Annotated in this window: 14 protein-coding genes and 2 riboswitches; of the genes, 2 read left to right on the top strand and 12 right to left on the bottom strand. The window is 64.1% G+C overall.

All coding sequences use genetic code 11. The features are described from left to right. Positions 1–339: 339 nt before the first annotated feature. The 8 genes from pepN to FX984_RS32235 form a co-directional block, all read right to left on the bottom strand. On the bottom strand, positions 340–2,997 hold the full coding sequence (gene pepN / locus FX984_RS32200; protein ID WP_146477915.1) for an aminopeptidase N: 2,658 nt from the start codon (positions 2,995–2,997) through the stop codon (positions 340–342). A 13-nt stretch (positions 2,998–3,010) separates the two neighbouring features. After that, positions 3,011–3,841, bottom strand: a complete 831-nt coding sequence (locus tag FX984_RS32205) for a DUF2797 domain-containing protein (RefSeq protein ID WP_027606464.1) — start codon at positions 3,839–3,841, stop codon at positions 3,011–3,013. Beyond that, positions 3,838–4,098, bottom strand: coding sequence for a YeaC family protein (locus FX984_RS32210; protein ID WP_027606465.1), 261 nt, complete (start codon positions 4,096–4,098; stop codon positions 3,838–3,840). The genes FX984_RS32205 and FX984_RS32210 overlap by 4 nt, the downstream gene beginning before the upstream one ends. Positions 4,099–4,160: 62 nt before the next feature. Continuing rightward, positions 4,161–5,084, bottom strand: a complete 924-nt coding sequence (locus tag FX984_RS32215; RefSeq protein WP_146477912.1) for a tetratricopeptide repeat protein — start codon at positions 5,082–5,084, stop codon at positions 4,161–4,163. Next, complete coding sequence (locus FX984_RS32220) at positions 5,084–5,569, bottom strand: hypothetical protein (protein ID WP_092357813.1); 486 nt, start codon at positions 5,567–5,569, stop codon at positions 5,084–5,086. The genes FX984_RS32215 and FX984_RS32220 overlap by 1 nt, the downstream gene beginning before the upstream one ends. Then, positions 5,569–6,918 carry an ATP-binding protein gene (locus FX984_RS32225; RefSeq protein ID WP_027606468.1) on the bottom strand — a complete coding sequence of 450 codons (1,350 nt, stop codon included), beginning with the start codon at positions 6,916–6,918 and terminating at the stop codon, positions 5,569–5,571. Before FX984_RS32225 ends, FX984_RS32220 begins: the two co-directional genes overlap by 1 nt. Before the next feature lie 38 nt (positions 6,919–6,956). Further along, complete coding sequence (locus FX984_RS32230; protein ID WP_166655324.1) at positions 6,957–7,931, bottom strand: metallophosphoesterase; 975 nt, start codon at positions 7,929–7,931, stop codon at positions 6,957–6,959. Continuing rightward, positions 7,928–8,818, bottom strand: coding sequence for an NAD(+) kinase (locus FX984_RS32235; protein WP_003190745.1), 891 nt, complete (start codon positions 8,816–8,818; stop codon positions 7,928–7,930). Before FX984_RS32235 ends, FX984_RS32230 begins: the two co-directional genes overlap by 4 nt. A gap of 146 nt (positions 8,819–8,964) precedes the next feature. On the opposite strand from FX984_RS32235, the gene FX984_RS32240 reads away from it, so the two are divergent. Further along, positions 8,965–9,912 (top strand): DUF1853 family protein, encoded by a 948-nt coding sequence (locus FX984_RS32240; RefSeq protein WP_146477910.1) that lies wholly within the window; start codon positions 8,965–8,967, stop codon positions 9,910–9,912. Between the two features lie 125 nt (positions 9,913–10,037). Here the strand turns inward: FX984_RS32240 and FX984_RS32245 are convergent, their stop codons facing one another. The 4 genes from FX984_RS32245 to cobW all read right to left on the bottom strand — a co-directional run bounded on the left by FX984_RS32245 (position 10,038) and on the right by cobW (position 16,747). Further along, on the bottom strand, positions 10,038–10,640 hold the full coding sequence (locus FX984_RS32245; RefSeq protein ID WP_146477972.1) for a vWA domain-containing protein: 603 nt from the start codon (positions 10,638–10,640) through the stop codon (positions 10,038–10,040). Positions 10,641–10,693: 53 nt separating this feature from the next. Then, a complete protein-coding gene (locus FX984_RS32250; protein ID WP_027606472.1) occupies positions 10,694–11,692 on the bottom strand; it encodes a magnesium chelatase ATPase subunit I in 999 nt (332 codons plus the stop codon). Between the two features lie 228 nt (positions 11,693–11,920). Next, a complete protein-coding gene (gene cobN / locus FX984_RS32255; protein ID WP_146477908.1) occupies positions 11,921–15,682 on the bottom strand; it encodes a cobaltochelatase subunit CobN in 3,762 nt (1,253 codons plus the stop codon). Between the two features lie 3 nt (positions 15,683–15,685). Continuing rightward, the gene (gene cobW / locus FX984_RS32260) at positions 15,686–16,747 is read right to left on the bottom strand and encodes a cobalamin biosynthesis protein CobW (RefSeq protein WP_146477906.1); all 1,062 of its coding nucleotides are present in this window, start codon (positions 16,745–16,747) and stop codon (positions 15,686–15,688) included. Positions 16,748–16,840: 93 nt separating this feature from the next. Next, a riboswitch (cobalamin riboswitch) is annotated at positions 16,841–17,040 on the bottom strand. Between the two features lie 42 nt (positions 17,041–17,082). Further along, a riboswitch (cobalamin riboswitch) is annotated at positions 17,083–17,287 on the top strand. 97 nt (positions 17,288–17,384) lie between these two features. Between cobW and FX984_RS32265 the strand changes: the two genes are divergently transcribed. Further along, positions 17,385–17,573: a CbtB domain-containing protein gene (locus FX984_RS32265; RefSeq protein WP_027606475.1), complete on the top strand. Its 189-nt coding sequence runs from the start codon at positions 17,385–17,387 to the stop codon at positions 17,571–17,573. Positions 17,574–17,582: the final 9 nt, after the last annotated feature.

Below are 17,582 nucleotides of genomic sequence, written 5' to 3' on the forward strand. Positions count from 1 at the left end.
GCGAAGCGCCCCTGATGGAGACAAATGTGGTGTATCAGACACTCCTCTGCGCCTGGTTTTGGGGCTGCTGCGCAGCCCAACGCGGGCGGTGCGACGATTCGACAAGCCCGCTCACCACAAAAATGCGCTCGCCTGAAATTATTTATGCAGGACTCAAGACTTCAGTGTGAAATTTTATCCCTTTAAAATCAGTGAGTTATTTTAAGCTTGATAAGAGCTTGCTCCCGTCCGGGTCGCGAAGCGCCCCCAAAAGAGGGGACTGCTACGCAGTCCAACGGGAGCAAGCTCCCTCGCCACAGGTTACCCGTTGCACGTTCTATCGCTTACCTGGCCGGCGCTTTAAGCAAGACTCTTGCTGACCACCTCGAACACATCGCTGGACAACTCACCCGACCCACGAATGCGCTCCAGCTCCGCCTTCATCAACGCCTGGCGCGCGCCGTCGTATTTACGCCAGCGGGTCAGCGGCGCCAACTGGCGCGAAGCGATCTGCGGGTTGAACGCATTCAACTGGATCACCAGGTCCGCCAGGAAGCGGTAGCCCGAACCGTCGGCGGCGTGGAAGTTGATCAGGTTCTGCCCGGCAAACGCGCCGATCAGTGCACGCACCTTGTTCGGGTTCTTGAGCGTGAACGCCGGGTGCTCCATCAACGCCTTGACCCGCGCCAGCCCGCCCGGCAACGGGCTGCCGGCCTGCACGCTGAACCACTGGTCCATGACCAACGGGTTGTCCTTGAAGTTCTCGGCAAATACCGCCAGCGCCTGGGCCTTCTCCGCTTCGAACGGCGAGTTCACCAGCACCGCCAGCGCGGTCAGGCGCTCGGTCATGTTGTCGCTGGTGTCGAACTGCTCAAGGGTCGCCGCCAGCACTTCGGGCTTGCCGCTGAGCATCAGGTACGACAGCGCGATGTTCTGCAAGGCCCGCCGGGCGAAGTGCTCGGCCGCCGCCACGTAAGGCGTCTGTTTGGACAACTCGCGGTTGGCCTGGTAACGCAACCACAGCGGTTCATGCAGGTTGTCAGCCAGTTGCCTGCGAGCAAACTCACGCGCGGCGTGGATGGCATCCACGTCCGCGACGTCGCTGATTTCCGTCAGGTAGGCTTCGCCCGGCAACGACAGCATTTCCGCAACCATGGCCTGGTCCAGGCTTTCGTCGCTCAACACACTGCGCAAGGCCGTGATCAGGCGCTGGTCCATCTGCAACGCCTGGCCCTGCTGATGCTGGCCGATCAGTTCCTGCAACACCTGCACCGACAGCTGCTGGCCCGCATCCCAGCGGTTGAAGCCGTCGCTGTCGTGCTGCATCAGGAACATCAGTTGGTCGCGGTTGTACGGGAAGCTCAGTTTCACCGGCGCCGAGAAGCCACGCAGCAGCGACGGCAACGGCTGTTCGGCGATGTCGACGAAGGTGAAGGTTTGCTCGGCTTCGGTCACCGAGATTACGCGGGACGTGGCGCCGGCCGTGGCTTCACCGGCCAGGCGCAAGGCGATGCCCGCGCCCTGCCCGTCCAGCAGGCCCAGTTCGACCGGGATCACGAACGGCAGTTTCTCGACCTTGTCCGGGGTTTCCGGGCAGCTCTGGCGGAAGGTCAGGCTGTAGGTCTTGGCCGCAGCGTCGTAGGACTCGCTCACCGCCAGACGTGGCGTGCCGGCCTGGCTGTACCAGCGCTTGAACTGGCTGAGGTCGGCGCCGTTGGCGTCTTCCATGGCCTTGATAAAGTCGTCGCAGGTCACGGCCTGGCCGTCATGGCGTTCGAAGTACAGGTCGCTGCCTTTACGAAAGCCCTCGGCGCCGAGCAAGGTATGGATCATGCCGACCACTTCCGAGCCCTTTTCGTACACGGTCAAGGTGTAGAAGTTGGAGATCTCGATAAAGCTGTCCGGGCGCACCGCATGGGCCATGGGGCCGGCATCTTCCGCGAACTGGTGGGTACGCAGGTAGGCCACGTCCTGGATACGCTTGACCGTGGCGGAGTTCATGTCGGCGGAGAAGCCCGAATCACGGAACACGGTAAAACCTTCCTTCAGCGACAGCTGGAACCAGTCGCGGCAGGTCACACGGTTGCCCGACCAGTTGTGGAAGTATTCGTGGGCGACGATCGCCTCGACCCGCTGGTGCGCGGCGTCGGTGGCGGTTTCGGCGCGGGCCAGCACGGCGCTGGAGTTGAAGATATTGAGGCCCTTGTTCTCCATGGCGCCCATGTTGAAATCGTTGACCGCGACGATCATGAAGATGTCGAGGTCATACTCGCGGCCGTAGGTTTCTTCGTCCCAGCGCATGGATTTTTTCAGGCTGGTCATGGCGTGCTGGCACTTGTCGATATTTTCCGGCTCGACGTAGATGCGCAGTGCCACTTCACGCTGGGTCATGGTGGTGAAGCTGTCTTCGACACACCACAGGTCACCGGCCACCAGCGCGAACAGGTAGGCGGGTTTCTTGAACGGGTCCTCCCAGGTTGCCCAGTGACGGCCGTCTTCGCCGGGGCCGCTGGCAATCGGGTTGCCGTTGGAGAGCAGCACCGGGTAGCGGTGTTGCTCGGCGATCACGGTGGTGGTGAAGGTGCTCATCACGTCGGGGCGGTCGAGGTAGTAAGTGATCTTGCGGAAGCCCTCGGCCTCGCACTGGGTGCAGAACATGCTGCCGGACTTGTACAGGCCTTCCAGGGCGGTGTTGGTTTCCGGGTGGATGCGCACGCTGGTGTCGACCGTGAAGGTCTCGCGGGTCGGATGCAGGGTCAGGTGGCTGTCCGTCAGCTGGTAGTCAGCCTCGCTCAGTTCCTGGTCGCCGAGGTTGACGGTCAGCAACTCCAGTTGCTGGCCGTCGAGTACCAGCGGCGGCAGGCCGGCGCCACGCTCAGGGTTACGGCGCATCACCAGTTGCGCGTGGACCAGGCAGTGGTCCTCGAACAACTCGAAGGTCAGGTGCGTCTCTTCGATCAGGTAGTCCGGCGCCTGATAGTCCTTCAGGTAAATCATCTTCGGTTGTTCGGTGCGCATGGGTGGCATCCTTCTACTGATGCACGGCGAGCTGGTAGGCCGTGTACTTACGAATATTGATAACGCCGGTGTCGAAGATCAGGTATTGGCCCTTGATCCCCAGCAGCGTGCCTTCGGCAATCGGGTTCTTGTCCAGGTTGAAGCTGACGATCTTGGCTGGATACTGCTCCACCGGGTAGCGGATTTCCAACGGTTCGAGGTCGGTTACCGGTTGGATGGCCTGCAGGCCGAAGCGTTCCTGCAATTGCAGCAGGCCATCGGCGCAGGAGGCGAACAACTCGTCGCGCACCTGCTTGAGGTCCACCGCCACCGCGTCGCCCTTGAGCAACGCACGCCAGTTGGTCTTGTCCGCCACCTGGCTACGCAATACATCCTCGACAAACCCGGATTGCTGGCGCGTCGCCACGCGCATGATCGGCAGCGCCTGGCTGGCGCCCTGGTCCAGCCAACGCGTCGGCAATTGGGTGGCACGGGTGATGCCGACCTTGATGCCCGACGAATTGGCCAGGTACACCACGTGATCGGTCATGCAGAATGTCTCGCCCCAGCCCGGATCGCGGCAGGTGCCGGCGTCGTAATGGCAACGCTCGGGGCTCATGATGCACAGGTCACACTGGGCCAGCTTGGTCATGCACGGGTAGCAATAGCCCTGGCTGAAGCTGGTCTTGGTCTTGCGGCCGCAATGGCTGCAATGGATGGCACCGAGGTATTCCAGGCGCACATGGGTGCCGATCAGGGGGTTGACCGGCACCTCGGTATCGCCCAGGCGAAACGCATATTGAACGGTCGGTTCACCGAGTTGCGCCGACATTTTGCTGACTGCACCGCGACCAATTTCAATCAATGGATCGCATCCGACTTGAACAGGATGTTCGGCACGGTGGTCGACTTCGACTGGCATTCCTGCGGGCCCATGTAGCCGGTGCGCTGGTCTTCCGGCAGGTTCTGGATCTCCCAGGCGATCATGGCCTGCAGGGACAGCTCGCGCTGCTCGGCACTGAGCTTGCGGCCATCGGACCACTTGCCGATTTCCACGGCGAGCTTGAGGCTCGCGTAGATGTCCGGGGTGATGTTTTCGATCATTTCAGCAAAAGACGACATGTGAACAACCTCTGATAACGGTCGCTGGTTCAGCGAGTACATGGGTGACAGGGCCTGGCCCGTCAGAATTCCTTGGAGAGCTTGACCTGTACCAGCTCCTTGTCGAGCAAGCGCCGGAAGATCTGCGGCGCGGCAAAGGTGTAGGCGGCAAACGCCAGCCACACCCAGTTGACCATCTCGGCCACTTGCGGATAGCCCTGGGCTGTCAGGGTAATGACCACTACACGGTAGACCACAAACATGAACAAAAGCAGGATGATGGCGCGGGTAGCGCTGCGCTCGTTCATCCAACTGTTGAAACGCCACCAGGTGCCGAGGAACACATTGCTGCGAGCCTTGACGGCGGTGAGCAAATGCAGCGCCGCGACGTTTGTGGCGTTTTCCTGCAGGGCCCAGATCGCGTGGTCACGGGCGCCGTTGATGTCACCTTCGCGCAGCAACAGGTGACCAAGCACCACCACCGCGGCCGCGTTCGAAGGGTCTGCCTGTAAAGCCTGGCGGGCGAATTGATACGCCTGGTCCCAATGGCTGCTGGCGCGGTGGAACTGCGCCATGGCCACCAGGTTGGCCGGATCGTCCGGCCCCAGTTCCAGGGCTTTTTCCAACGGCTCGCGGCTCTGTGCCAAACGGCCGGTCAACTGATACAGGTCGGCCAGGCAACGATAGTTCACCGGGTTGAGCGGCTCCATATTCAGCAGTTGGGTCACATGGTCCTGCGCCAGCTTGAACTTGCGTAAGGCGATGGCGACTTGCGCGGCCGCGTAATGGGCCAACGGCAGTTGTGCATCGGCGGCCAGGGCCAGTTGCACTTCACGCTTGGCGGCATGCACCCGGCGCATGTTCATCAGGCAGATCGCCAGCAAGGCGTGGGCTTCGGCCGAATGCGGGTCGCTGGCGAGCAATTGGCGCAGCGCGTCGATTGCGCCGTCGTTATGGTCGGCCTGCAGGCGTTGGTAGGCCAGTTGCAGCAGATAGTCGGTATTCATCAGCTCACCACCAGATACCACAGGGTGTACGGCAGCCATTTGACGACCATGCCTTTAAGCACGAAGCCACCAATCAACGCCAAGGGAAAACCAAAGCGGCTCAACTCGCCGCCGTAATACTGGTAAATCTCGATGGTCGCGTTTTGCTGCATGTACAGCAGGTAGCCAATGGTGAGTTTCCACACCACCAGCACCAGCAAGGCGTATTGAATTTCCGCCTGGGTCTGGAGATAACCGGCGCCCACCAGTTGCAGCAGTACAAACCCGATCACCAGGCTGCCCAGCAGCGCCACACCCGCAAGTATCCACTCGCGCACGCGCGTCGGACTGCCGACGGCAATCGAGTTGAACACAAACCACGGCAAGCCCAGCCAGGCACCGCCGAGCATCAAGCCTAACAGCGGCCAGAACGGCGAAACCGCCCACTTGGCCAAGGCCCCCGGACGCGGTTCATCTTCGATGCGGTAACCACCGTACTGCGCCATCAGCGGCCCTTCCCGTGTTTGTCGAGGAAGGCCAGGACTTCGTCGTACTGGTTGCCTTCATTGGCGTACCGCGCGTAGTTACGCGCCGTGGTCAGCCATTCCAGGGTCGTGGCGCGCACTTCTTTCAACGCCGCCTTGAAATGCCGATCGCAGATGGACTGCTCGGTGCCACTGTCGATCGAGGCCTCAATCGCTTCGTCAGCCGCAGTCTCCACCAGCTCGCTGAGGTCGGCGCCGGAGAACCCCGAGGTGTTCTTGGCCAGGAAGGCAAAGTCGATGTCGTCAGCCATAGGGCGACCTTTCATCATCGACTTGAGCATGCTTTCCCGCGCCGGACGGTCCGGTGGCGGCACAAACAACACCCGGTCAAAACGGCCAGGGCGACGGAACGCCGAATCCACCGACCATGGCACGTTGGTCGCCGCGAGAATCAGCACGCCATGGTTGTCATTGGTGAAGCCATCCATTTCGGAGAGGAACTGGCTCACCAGCTTGGACGACGTCGACTCACGGGTATTGGCACGCTTGCCACCCAGCGCCTCGACCTCGTCAAAAAACATCACCGCCGGCGCCTGGGCCCGCGCCTGTTCGAACAACGCGTGCAACTTGCGCTCGGACTCGCCGATGTACATGTCCAGTACATCGGAAATTGCCACGTTGAAGAAGGTTGCCTTGCACTCCCCCGCCGTAGCGCGGGCCAGCATGGTCTTGCCGCAACCCGGCGGACCGTACAACAGCACACCGCCGCCGACTTTCTTGCGAAAGCGCTGGAACAGGCCCGGCTTCTGGTACGGCAGGATGATCTTTTTATGGATGGTCTTTTTCAGCTCATCCAGGCCACCGATGTCGTCAAAGGTCAGGGTTTCCTTTTCCGGCACCAGCAGGCGCACCACTTCGCTCTGGTCGGTGTCGTCATTGGAGATCACGCGCAAGCGCGGGCGGCCCTCGGCACCTGGAAAGTCCACCACCGACACGTTCAAGCGGCGCCACAACGCCATATCTTCCAGGGCCGGGTTGGCATCCACTGCCGCCCGGTATTCCACCTGGGCCTCTTTAAGGCGCTCGAGCGCTGCCAGGGTGCGAGCCTTGAGCAGGCGCGCGGCTGGGTCTTCACCCTCGATCAAAGGCAATGCCTTGTGCGCCTGGCCGGCGGCCAGCAGTAGTTGGGCGGCCGCCAGCTTCAACGCCGGGGCGTCAGGCCACTGTTCAAGGTCGGCGGGCAACAGCTTCAGCCCGCGCTCATGCTCGCCGCGCTCAAGGCTGGCACCGAGCAGCAGGGTCAGCAGCGCGACGTTACCGGGGGCAGCGGACAGCGCGGCCTCCAGTTGGTCGAACGTCGAATCATCCATGGAGTTTCCTCAAAAGTGCGTTTGCAGCGCGCAGGGGCTCATGTGAGCACCTCCGGCCGCTCGACATCGACCCACACGAACTTACGCGGGTCGAGGCGGGTTTCCTGGTCCAGCCGATACGCCACCAGCTTGCCGTACAGCACCGCGCTGTAGTCCAGGCACGCCAGGTTCGGGCGGATCGGCGCCGGTTTGCCGCTGCGCCAGTAATGGCCGACGAACAGCAAGGGTTCGTCGGCGCCGTAGCGCAGCAGGGAATTCTTTTCATGGGGCGACAATGGCGTGCGCGCCACCGGCTCCGGCAATGCGTCGGGCTGGAACACAATGTCGCCGTAGGTCTTCGGGTCGTCCTCCCAGAACTTGGTGCGGAAGAACGAGCGCGTCAGGCCATCGCCACCGGTCAGCGTCAGGCCATCCGGCAGGCGCATATCGGTGCCGCGCAACAGGCGGTCGAAGGCGTTGCAGGCAAAGCTGCCGGGCACGGCGGCGGCCTGCAGGAAGTGCTGGTCGATGCAGCCATCCGGGAACGTCGCGCGCAGCGGCTGGATAAAGCCGTCGTCCCAGCACGCATGCACCACGCGGAAGCGCCCGGCATCGACAAACAGCGGCATGTCGTAGAACCAGGCGAGGAAGTCGTGCCAGTCGGCCGGGTGCTGCTCGAACTGGGTCAGGGTCTCGTGGATCAGCCGCTCATGCCGTGGGGTGTGCTCGCGCACGAACTGCCTGCCACTGCCCGGCGGCGCCGGTGTGGCCCAACCCAGGGCATTGAACTCGTGGTTGCCCATGATGCACAGCGCCTGGCCGGCCTCGGCCATGTCGTGGACGATATGCAGCGCCTCGCGAATGCGTGGGCCACGGTCGATGATATCGCCGAGGAACACCGCCATGCGCGAAGGATGGCGCCAGGTGCCGCCCTGCTTGTGGTAACCCATCTGGTCGAGCAAGTGCTCAAGGGTATGAGCGCAACCGTGCACGTCACCAATCAGGTCGTAGCTACGCGCGGGATCGAGCATCAGTCGCCTCCACCCCCCAAGCGGCTGCCCCAGCCCAACTTGGTGCGGCACACTTCGTAGTAGTTGTGATCCAGCGGGTGGATCAAGCGCAACTTCTGTGCCTTCTTGCTCACGGTGATGGTGTCACCGGGGGCGCAGGTGAAATGGTTCTGCCCGTCGCAGGAGACTTGCGGGTAGATCTGCATGTCTTTGGACACCACGATTTTCAGCTCACTGTTGCCATCGACCACAATCGGTCGGCTGGACAACATATGGGGGTACATCGGCACGATCACAATGGCATCGAGCTTGGGGTGCATGATCGGGCCACCGGCCGACAGCGCATAGGCGGTGGAGCCGGTCGGGGTGGCGACGATCAGGCCGTCGGCCTTCTGGCTGCACACGAACTGGCCGTCGATATACAGCTCGAATTCGATCATCCGCGTGGACTTGCCGGGGTGCAGCACCACGTCATTGAGCGCATCGCCCTGGCCGATGGCTTCGCCATGGCGGCGCACTTCGGCCTGCAGCAGGAAGCGGTTTTCCACCAGGTAATGGCCGTCGAGCACCTTGGCCACTTCGACTTCCAGCTCATCGGGGCGGATATCGGTGAGAAACCCCAGGCTGCCACGGTTGATCCCCAGCACCGGCACGTTATGCCGCGCCAGGGCCCGGGCCGCGCCGAGCAGGCTGCCGTCGCCGCCGACCACGATGACCATGTCGCAGACTTCGCCGAGCATCTTGCGCGAGGAGGTTTGCAGGCCGTGGCCGGGAAGGATTTCAGCGATGGTGTCTTCGAGGATCACATGCAGGTGGCGTTCCAGCAGGAATTTTTTCAGCCGGCGGACGGTGTCCAACACCTGGGTACTGCCCAGGCGACCGATAATGCCGATATTGCGAAAGTGCTCCATGGGGCTCCTGCGGGATTGGGGGTGGGGCAAAAAAGAAACGATTATGGGCGAAAGGCCGTCTCAGGCAAAATCCTTTGTCGCCGTGAAGCCTTGATGACAACGGTTCTCAGCCCCCTGCGCAACGGTTAAAAGGCTATGCTCGGACCATGACTGTGTTCCCGGATTTGCACAACCTGCCCCGCCAGCTGCGCCACCCCGAGGTGCGCGACCTGGCGTGGGTGATGCTTGCCCCGCCGATGCTCGCGCAGACACCGTGGCCACAGCGCCACCCGCTGGCGGGCAGCGACTGGGTGCAGGCGCCCGACCTCCTTGAACACTGGCTACGCGCGCTCGACCAGGACAGCCGTGCCTTGCAGCACTGGTTGAGCCTGTCACGCACCCGGCGCCTGGGCCTGTACTACGAACGCCTGTGGCAGTTCGCCGTGCAGCATGCGCCGGGGGTAGAACTGCTCGCCGCCAACCTGCCGATCCGCCGCGCCGGGCACACCCTGGGCGAGCTGGACATGCTGCTGCGCGACCGTGATGGCGTGCACCACCTGGAACTGGCGATCAAACTCTACCTGGGCCCGCAGGACGGCAACGGCCAGGACACCGCGCAGTGGCTGGGCCCAGGCTGCCATGACCGACTGGACCGCAAGCTGGCGCACCTGGCCCAGCATCAACTGCCGATCTCGGCGCGGGCAGAAAGCCGCGAGGTGTTGGCGGCCCTGGATATTCAGCAGTTTGATGCGCACCTGTGGCTAGGCGGGTATTTGCTCTATCCCTGGCCTGGACTGGCCGAACCGCCCCAAGGCGCACACCCGCAGCATCTGCGCGGGCGCTGGCTGCATCAGCGGGACTGGCGGAATTTTGTCAGCGCCAGTGCGCCAGGCCGCTGGCAACCATTGCCCCGGCACGCGTGGCTGGCGCCGGCGCACTACCCGGCGGATGAAGTGTGGAGTGAAGCACAGATGCAGGCCTGGCTGGCAGACCTTGATCCGATGGCACCTGCGCAGTTGCTGGTGCGCATGGTGCAGAACGGCGAGGATTGGGAGGAAGCCGAGCGCTTGTTCCTGGTGGCGGATCTTTGGCCGAATGTGCCGGGGGCTGGCTGATAGCGTGTGTGGTGTATGTGAGGGCCTCATCGGGGGCAAGCCCCCTCCCACACTGACCGCATTCCAAATGGGTGTACTCGATCAAATGTGGGAGGGGGCTTGCCCCGATGGCTGTGGTACCGCCACTACACCTCATCGATATGCCGATAATCCAACTGCAACCCCACCGCCAGCTCCTGGGCCCGCCTCAGCCTGATCGGCCCGCGCTCGATATCCACCAGCAACCCCGCAGACGCCAATAACGGCAACCCACCGATGTCCTTGAGCCGCCCATCCGTGATCACCAGTACACGCTGCTGCTCGGCCGGATAACGCTTGCGCCGCGCCACCAGCCAATGCGCGGCCTCGGTCAGCGCCGCCAGCAACGGCGTACCACCGCCCGCGCCCAACTGATCCAGCCAGCCCGCCAGGCCTTTCGCTGCTTTCAACCCCTGTACCTGCCACTTCGGTGCCTGGCCGCTGGCGGTCAACAACGCCATGCGCGCCCGTTGCCGGTAGGCGTCGTCAAACAGCTGGGCGAGCAAGCCCTTGGCGTCGGTTAATGCACGATGCCGCCGCGTGGACGCCGACGCATCCACGATCACCAGCCACAACTCATGGGCCGAGCGGCTGCGCAGGTGGTAGCGCAGGTCTCCACGGGAGTGCGGCCGGCCGCCGAGCAAGGTGCACGGCCAGTTGATCGAACCCTGCTGTGCGCCGCGTGCCTTGCCCTGCCTGCCGTTGTCCAGTCGCCCCGCCTTGGGCCGGGCATCCGCCCCCGCGCCAGGTCGGGGGCGAATGCCTAGGGCTTTTTTGGCCAGGCAGGCACGTCTCGGCGAGCGCCAGTGGGCAGTGCCGGTGCGGGCATATCGCCCCATTGGCCTTGGCCGGGCGAGGTGTCCGAGGGTGTCGGCGCCTGCCCTTGATTGGGTGGGCTGGCCGGTGGGGATTGCACCTGGCGACGGTGGCGCAAGGCAAATTCCGCCACTGCTTCGATGTCTTCTTCGGCAATGGTATCCGCGCCCCGCCACGCCGCGTGGGCCCGGGCGCCGCGCAGCCAGACCAGGTCGGCGCGCAAGCCGTCGACACCGGCAGCAAAGCAACGCTCGGTGATCTGCGCCAGGGCCTGATCATCCAGCTCGATACTGTCCAGCCGCGCCCGCGCCTGGGTACAGCGCTGGCGCAGCGCCGCCTGTTGCCCGGCCCACTGGGTGCAGAACGCGGCGGGGTCGCTGTCGAAATCCAGGCGCCGCCGAATAATCTGCCCGCGTTCGGCCGGCAGCGTCTGCCCGCTCAGCGCCACGTTGAAACCGAAGCGGTCCAGCAGCTGCGGGCGCAACTCGCCCTCCTCCGGGTTCATGGTGCCGATCAGCACAAAGCGCGCCGAATGGCGATGGGAAATGCCGTCGCGTTCGATCAGGTTGGTGCCGCTGGCGGCGACGTCGAGCAACAGGTCCACCAGGTGATCGGGCAACAGGTTGACCTCGTCGACATACAGCACGCCGCCGTCGGCCTTGGCCAACACCCCAGGGGAAAACTGCGCGCGGCCTTCCCCCAGCGCGGCATCCAGGTCCAGGGTACCCACCAGGCGCTCTTCAGTGGCGCCCAACGGCAAGGTGACGAATTGGCCGCTGGCCAGCAGATCCGCCAGACCACGGGCCAGGGTGGATTTGGCCATGCCACGCGGGCCTTCGATCAGCACGCCGCCGATCTTCGGGTCGATGGCGGTCAGGCACAGCGCCAGTTTCAGGTCGTCGGCAGCGACCACGGCGGACAGCGGGAAATGGGGAATATCGGTCATCCGTTCTCTCTTTAAATTCTGCTGTACAAGTAATCACCCGGTCATGAGCAAGCTACTTGTGGTGAGCGGGCTTGCCCCGCGCTGGGCTGCGAAGCAGCCCCAATAGGAGCGCTGCAGTGTGCCAGGTAGCTCCGGGACTATGTTTTTGGGGCCGCTTCGCAGCCCAGCGCGGGGCAAGCCCGCTCACCACAACAAGCCCGCCAGCCACAACAAGCCGCATCTCGCGTTCTAGCTGTCTTCTTCTATATCCAGCAACAGGTTTTCCAGCGCCTCGCGGTACGCCCCCGGCTCCTGCCACAGGCCACGCTGCTGGGCTTCGAGCATGCGCTCGGTCATGTCGCGCAACGCCGCGGGGTTGTGCTGCTGCACGAACGCGCGGGTGTCAGGGTCCAGCAGGTAGGCGTCAGCGAGCAACGCATATTGATGATCGTCGATCAGCGCCGTGGTGGCATCGAAGGCGAACAGATTGTCCACGGTCGCGGCCATTTCAAACGCACCTTTATAGCCATGGCGCTTCACGCCGTCGATCCACTTGGGGTTGGCGGCACGGGAACGGATCACCCGGTTCAGCTCTTCCTTCAAGGTGCGAATCCTCGGCAGGTCCGGCTGGCTATGGTCGCCGTGATAGCTGGCGGCCTTGTCGCCGCTCAGGGTTTCCACGGCGGCGAGCATGCCGCCCTGGAATTGGTAGTAGTCGTTGGAGTCGAGCAGGTCGTGCTCACGGTTATCCTGGTTCTGCAACACCGCCTGCACCTGGCTCAGGCGCTGGGCAAACTGCGCGCGAGCAGCGGTGCCTTCGTCGGAGCCGCCATAGGCGTAGCCGCCCCAGTTCAGGTAGACCTCAGCCAGGTCCTCGCGGCTTTGCCACAGGCGCCCGTCAATGGCGCCCTGCACGCCGGCGCCATAGGCGCCGGGCTTGGCCCCGAAGATACGCCAGCCGGCCTGTTTCGCCGCGGCCTCCGCATCCAGGCCGGAGGCCAGCAATGCCGCGCGCTCACTGCGCACCTTGGCGGCCAGCGGGTTCATGTCGTCCGGCTCATCCAGGGCCGCCACCGCCTGTACCGCCGCGTCGAACAGGCGGATCAGGTTGGCGAAGGCATCGCGGAAAAACCCGGACACGCGCAAGGTGACGTCCACGCGCGGGCGGTCCAACAGGCTGATGGGCAGGATTTCAAAATCATCCACCCGTTGACTGCCGGTGGCCCACACCGGCCGCACGCCCATCAGCGCCATGGCCTGGGCAATGTCGTCGCCACCGGTGCGCATGGTGGCCGTGCCCCACACCGACAGGCCGAGTTGGCGCAGGTGGTCGCCGTGGTCCTGCAGGTGCCGTTCAAGTATCAGGTTGGCGGACTGGAAGCCGATGCGCCACGCGGTGGTGGTGGGCAGGTTGCGCACGTCAACGGTGAAGAAATTGCGCCCGGTCGGCAGCACATCCAGGCGCCCCCGGCTCGGCGCGCCGCTTGGCCCAGCCGGCACAAAGCGCCCGCCGAGGGCCTCCAGCAAGCCGCGCATTTCCGCCGGGCCGCAGGCGTCCAGGCGTGGCGCCACGACGATGCGCAGGCTTTCGATCACCGCCTTCACTTCTTCCCAGCCGGGCTCTTCCAGCTGTTCCAGCGGCCCTTCCAACGCCTGCTCGATCATTCTCGCAGCGTACAGTTCCAGGCGCTCGCGGGTATCCCCGGCGGTGCGCCACTGCTGCCCATCGATCTTCTGCAACACCGCCGGGCGTCGCCCGGTCCAGGGCTCGGCCAGGGCGCAGTCCAGGGGGTCAAAACCCAGCGCGAACGCCTTGGCCAACACGCGCAGCAGGCTCGATTGCGGGCCACGGCCGTCGCCACGCGGGATGCGCAGCAAGGCCAGCAAGGTGTCGATGCGCAAACGGCCCACGGGGGATTCGCCAAAGATGTGCAGGCCGTCGCGTATCTGCGACTCCTTCAAGTCGCACAGGTAGGTGTCGAGGCGCGGCAGCCAGATAGCGGCATCGGCGTCGCCATCCAGTTCAAGCTCCTGATCGATGCGGGTTTCGCGCACCAGCTTGAGGATGTCTTTTTGCAGCTCGCGGGCCCGGCGCGGGTCGAGCAGTTGGGCTTCGTAATATTCGTCCGCCAACAGCTCAAGGTCCCGCAGCGGCCCGTAGGTTTCGGCGCGGGTCAGCGGCGGCATCAGGTGGTCGATGATCACCGCCTGGGTACGCCGCTTGGCCTGGGCGCCCTCGCCCGGGTCATTGACGATAAACGGGTAGATGTTCGGCAGCGGTCCCAGCAGCGCATCCGGCCAGCAGTTTTCCGAGAGTCCCACGCCCTTGCCCGGCAGCCATTCGAGGTTGCCGTGCTTGCCCACATGGATCACGCCATGGGCGCCGTAGGTGTGGCGCAACCAGAAGTAGAACGCCAGGTAGCCATGGGGCGGCACCAGGTCCGGGTCGTGATACACCGCGCTGGCATCCACCTGGTAACCCCGGGCCGGCTGGATACCGACGAAGGTCTGGCCCAGGCGCAGGCCGGCGATCATCAGGCGGCCGTCGCGGAACATTGGATCGTTGTGCGGCGCGCCCCATCGCTCCAGCACCGCCTGGCGGTTGGATTCAGGCAAGCGCTTGAACATCGCCTCGTAGTCGTCCAGGCCGAGGCTTTGATGACAGGGGCGCAGGTCGAGGCTGTCGAAGTCGTTGGTGACGCCGCCGAGCAGCTCATGGATCAGCGCGGTACCGCTTTCGGGCAGTTGCTCCGGCACCGGATAGCCTTCGACCTGCAGGGCACGCAGGATATTCAGCGCGGCAGCCGGGGTGTCCAGGCCCACGCCATTGCCGATACGGCCGTCGCGGGTCGGGTAGTTGGCAAGGATCAGGGCGATGCGCTTATCCCCATTCGGCACCCGTGCCAGCTCGACCCAACGGCGCGCCAGCTCGGCGACGAAATCCATGCGTTCGGGCGCTGCGCGGTAGCACACCACGTCCGACTGGCTGCGTTCGCTGCGCCAGGCCAGATCCTTGAAGCTGATCGGCCGGCTGATAATCCGCCCGTCCAACTCGGGCAAGGCAATGTGCATCGCCAGGTCGCGCGGGCCCAGGCCTTGCTCGCTGGCCTGCCAGCCCGGCTGGTTATCCTGGGCGCAGATCGCCTGGATCACCGGGATATTGCGGCGAAACGGCCGCAGATGCGGGGCTTCGGGGCTGGATTGGGCAAAACCGGTGGTGTTCAGGATCACCGCCGCGCCGACCTCATCCAGCAGGTCCTCGACCACCCTCAGGCAGCCGGGCTCTTTCAAACTGGCCACCGCCATCGGCAACGGGTTAAGGCCCGCCGCCTGCAAGCGCTGGCAGAACACATCGATAAAACCGGTATTGGCCGCCTGCAGGTGGGAGCGGTAGAACAGCACCGCCGCCACGGGCCAATCCGCGTGCCAATCGGTCTGCCAGTCATTGAGGCGAGGGTTGGCTTTGTGCGGGTGATAGATCGCGGTGCGCGGCAAGGTCTGCGGCTCGGCCCACGGGTAATCGCGGTCCAGGTAGCCGCTGGCCAGGCAGCGGAAAAAATCCAGCGCGTTAGCGAGCCCGCCCTGGCGCAGGAAGTGCCACAGGCGGTCGCGCTGTTCGGCACTCACCGTGCTCAGGCCGCTGAGTTCCGGGTCCGGGCGGTCATCCCCCGGCACCAGGATCAGCGTAACGCCACGCTCGGCCAGCTCCACCAGGCGCTCGATACCGTAGCGCCAATAACCGATGCCGCCGTGCAGGGAAATCAGGATGACCTTGGCGTGGCGCAGCACCTCGTCGACATACAAATCGACCGAGGCGTGGTTCTGCACCTGCATCGGGTTGGCCAGGCGCAGGCTGGGGTAATCCTCGGGCAACTGCTGGGCGGCTTCGGCCAGCAGCGCCAGGCTGGAATCGCCGCTGCACAGGATCACCAGTTCGGCGGGAGTTTGGCCAAGGTCGGCAATATTGTCGTCCGCGACGAAACCACCGGGCTGAGTCCTGAGCAGGTGCATGGGTTAAACGCTGAGGGCAGCGCGCAGTTGCGCTTCGAGGCCCGCCGCGTCCAGCTCCTGGCCGATCAGCACCAGCCGCGTGATGCGCGCTTCGTCGGCGCCCCAGGCACGGTCGAAGTGCTTGTCGAAACGCGTACCCACACCCTGGATCAGCAGGCGCATCGGCTTGTTCGGGATGGCGGCGAAGCCCTTGACCCGCAGGATGCCGTGCTGAACCACCAATTGGTTCAGGGCGTCGAGCAGCAGCGCTTCGTCGGCTTGGGGCAGGTCGATGGAGATGGAATCGAAGGCGTCGTGATCATGCTCGTCTTCACCTTCGTGGTGATGATCGTGGTGGCTATGGCGAGCGTCGATATGTTCTTCGGACCCCGCGCCCAGGCCGATCAATACGTCCAACGGCAGGCGACCGCTGCTGGCTTCGATGATCTTCACCGCTGGTGGCAGTTCTTCGGCGACTTCCAGGCGCACACGGGCCAGGTCCTCGGCGCTGATCAGGTCGGATTTATTGAGGATCACCAGGTCGGCGCTGGCCAGTTGGTCGGCAAACAGCTCGTGCAGCGGCGATTCATGGTCCAGGTTCGGGTCGAGCTTGCGCTGGGCGTCGACCTGATCCGGGAACGCGGCAAAGGTGCCGGCGGCCACGGCCGGGCTGTCGACCACGGTGATGACCGCATCAACCGTGCAGGCGCTGCGGATTTCCGGCCACTGGAATGCCTGCACCAAGGGTTTTGGCAGGGCCAGGCCCGAGGTTTCGATAAGGATATGGTCGAGGTCGCCGCGACGGGCGACCAGTTCGCGCATCACCGGGAAGAACTCTTCCTGCACCGTGCAGCACAGGCAGCCGTTGGCCAGCTCGTACACGCGACCGTTGGCCTCTTCTTCGATGCAACCGATGGCGCACTGCTTGAGGATCTCACCGTCGATGCCCAGCTCGCCGAATTCGTTGACGATCACCGCAATACGACGGCCCTGGGCGTTGTCGAGCATATGGCGCAGCAAGGTGGTCTTGCCCGAGCCGAGGAAGCCGGTAACGATGGTGACGGGAAGTTTGGCCAGTGTTTTCATCGGATGCCCTTTGGGGCGGGCATACGGGACGATAGGCCCTGCGGCGGCGCGCAGCAGCAGATTTCGTCACCGGATCACCCCGCCCGGTTGAATTGGAAAATCGGTGGCGAGGCAGGTCTCCTGGCTTGGGGCTTGCGGGTCTTGCGACCGGCGCCGACTGCGCCTTCCCGCCGCAGTGGCAGTGGCGTGGCAGTCAGATAAACCCTTCACAGTTGCGGGGGCAGCCGCGGCTTGGACCGCGTTCCCTTCTTAGCTTCGGCCTGGGCCGAAGAACCTCGAGGGTGCAAGGCTACAGGGGCTCGCCGCATTTGACTACCGTCCCCGGCCCATGCTCTCCTACACATCTTGTTTCGGGTGCCCTTCACAGGGTGAAACGGGAAACCGGTGAGTCATGGCGTCATGACAAGTCCGGTGCTGCCCCCGCAACGGTAAGCGAGTGAAGCGTCAGATCCACTGTGCCTGTACGGCATGGGAAGGCGACGCTTTATAGACCCAGTGTCCCTCGCAAGCCCGGAGACCGGCCCGAATAACATCGAATAACAAACCCGCGGTGGGCGGGCGCTGTTAAAACCCTGCGTGCCTGGCTCGCGGGGTTTGCATGCGCTCGTGTCACCCTGACACCTGAAAGGGACGCGCCATGTCGATCATCAGCAGCACCTCGCACACCGCCAGCAGCTCCGCCACCCTCAGCCAACGCCTGACCGCCGCCATCGGCGCGTCGATCCTTGGCGCGTGCCTGGTGTATTTCGCCGGTTTCTCCCATATCGAGGCGGTGCACAACGCGGCCCACGATACCCGCCACAGCGCCGCGTTCCCGTGCCACTGAGGCCTGCCG

Origin of the sequence: Pseudomonas marginalis, assembly GCF_008692035.1 — a bacterium.
GTDB classification, from domain to species: Bacteria; Pseudomonadota; Gammaproteobacteria; order Pseudomonadales; family Pseudomonadaceae; genus Aquipseudomonas; species Aquipseudomonas marginalis.

Bases quoted from the DNA above. Each gene is read 5' to 3' on its own strand.
- pepN (WP_146477915.1), bottom strand. From the start codon at position 2,997: ATGCGCACCGAACAACCGAAGATGATTTACCTGAAGGACTATCAGGCG.
- FX984_RS32210 (WP_027606465.1), bottom strand. From the start codon at position 4,098: ATGTCGTCTTTTGCTGAAATGATCGAAAACATCACCCCGGACATCTAC.
- FX984_RS32215 (WP_146477912.1), bottom strand. From the start codon at position 5,084: ATGAATACCGACTATCTGCTGCAACTGGCCTACCAACGCCTGCAGGCC.
- FX984_RS32220 (WP_092357813.1), bottom strand. From the start codon at position 5,569: ATGGCGCAGTACGGTGGTTACCGCATCGAAGATGAACCGCGTCCGGGG.
- FX984_RS32225 (WP_027606468.1), bottom strand. From the start codon at position 6,918: ATGGATGATTCGACGTTCGACCAACTGGAGGCCGCGCTGTCCGCTGCC.
- FX984_RS32235 (WP_003190745.1), bottom strand. From the start codon at position 8,818: ATGGAGCACTTTCGCAATATCGGCATTATCGGTCGCCTGGGCAGTACC.
- FX984_RS32240 (WP_146477910.1), top strand. From the start codon at position 8,965: ATGACTGTGTTCCCGGATTTGCACAACCTGCCCCGCCAGCTGCGCCAC.
- FX984_RS32250 (WP_027606472.1), bottom strand. From the start codon at position 11,692: ATGACCGATATTCCCCATTTCCCGCTGTCCGCCGTGGTCGCTGCCGAC.
- cobN (WP_146477908.1), bottom strand. From the start codon at position 15,682: ATGCACCTGCTCAGGACTCAGCCCGGTGGTTTCGTCGCGGACGACAAT.
- cobW (WP_146477906.1), bottom strand. From the start codon at position 16,747: ATGAAAACACTGGCCAAACTTCCCGTCACCATCGTTACCGGCTTCCTC.
- FX984_RS32265 (WP_027606475.1), top strand. From the start codon at position 17,385: ATGTCGATCATCAGCAGCACCTCGCACACCGCCAGCAGCTCCGCCACC.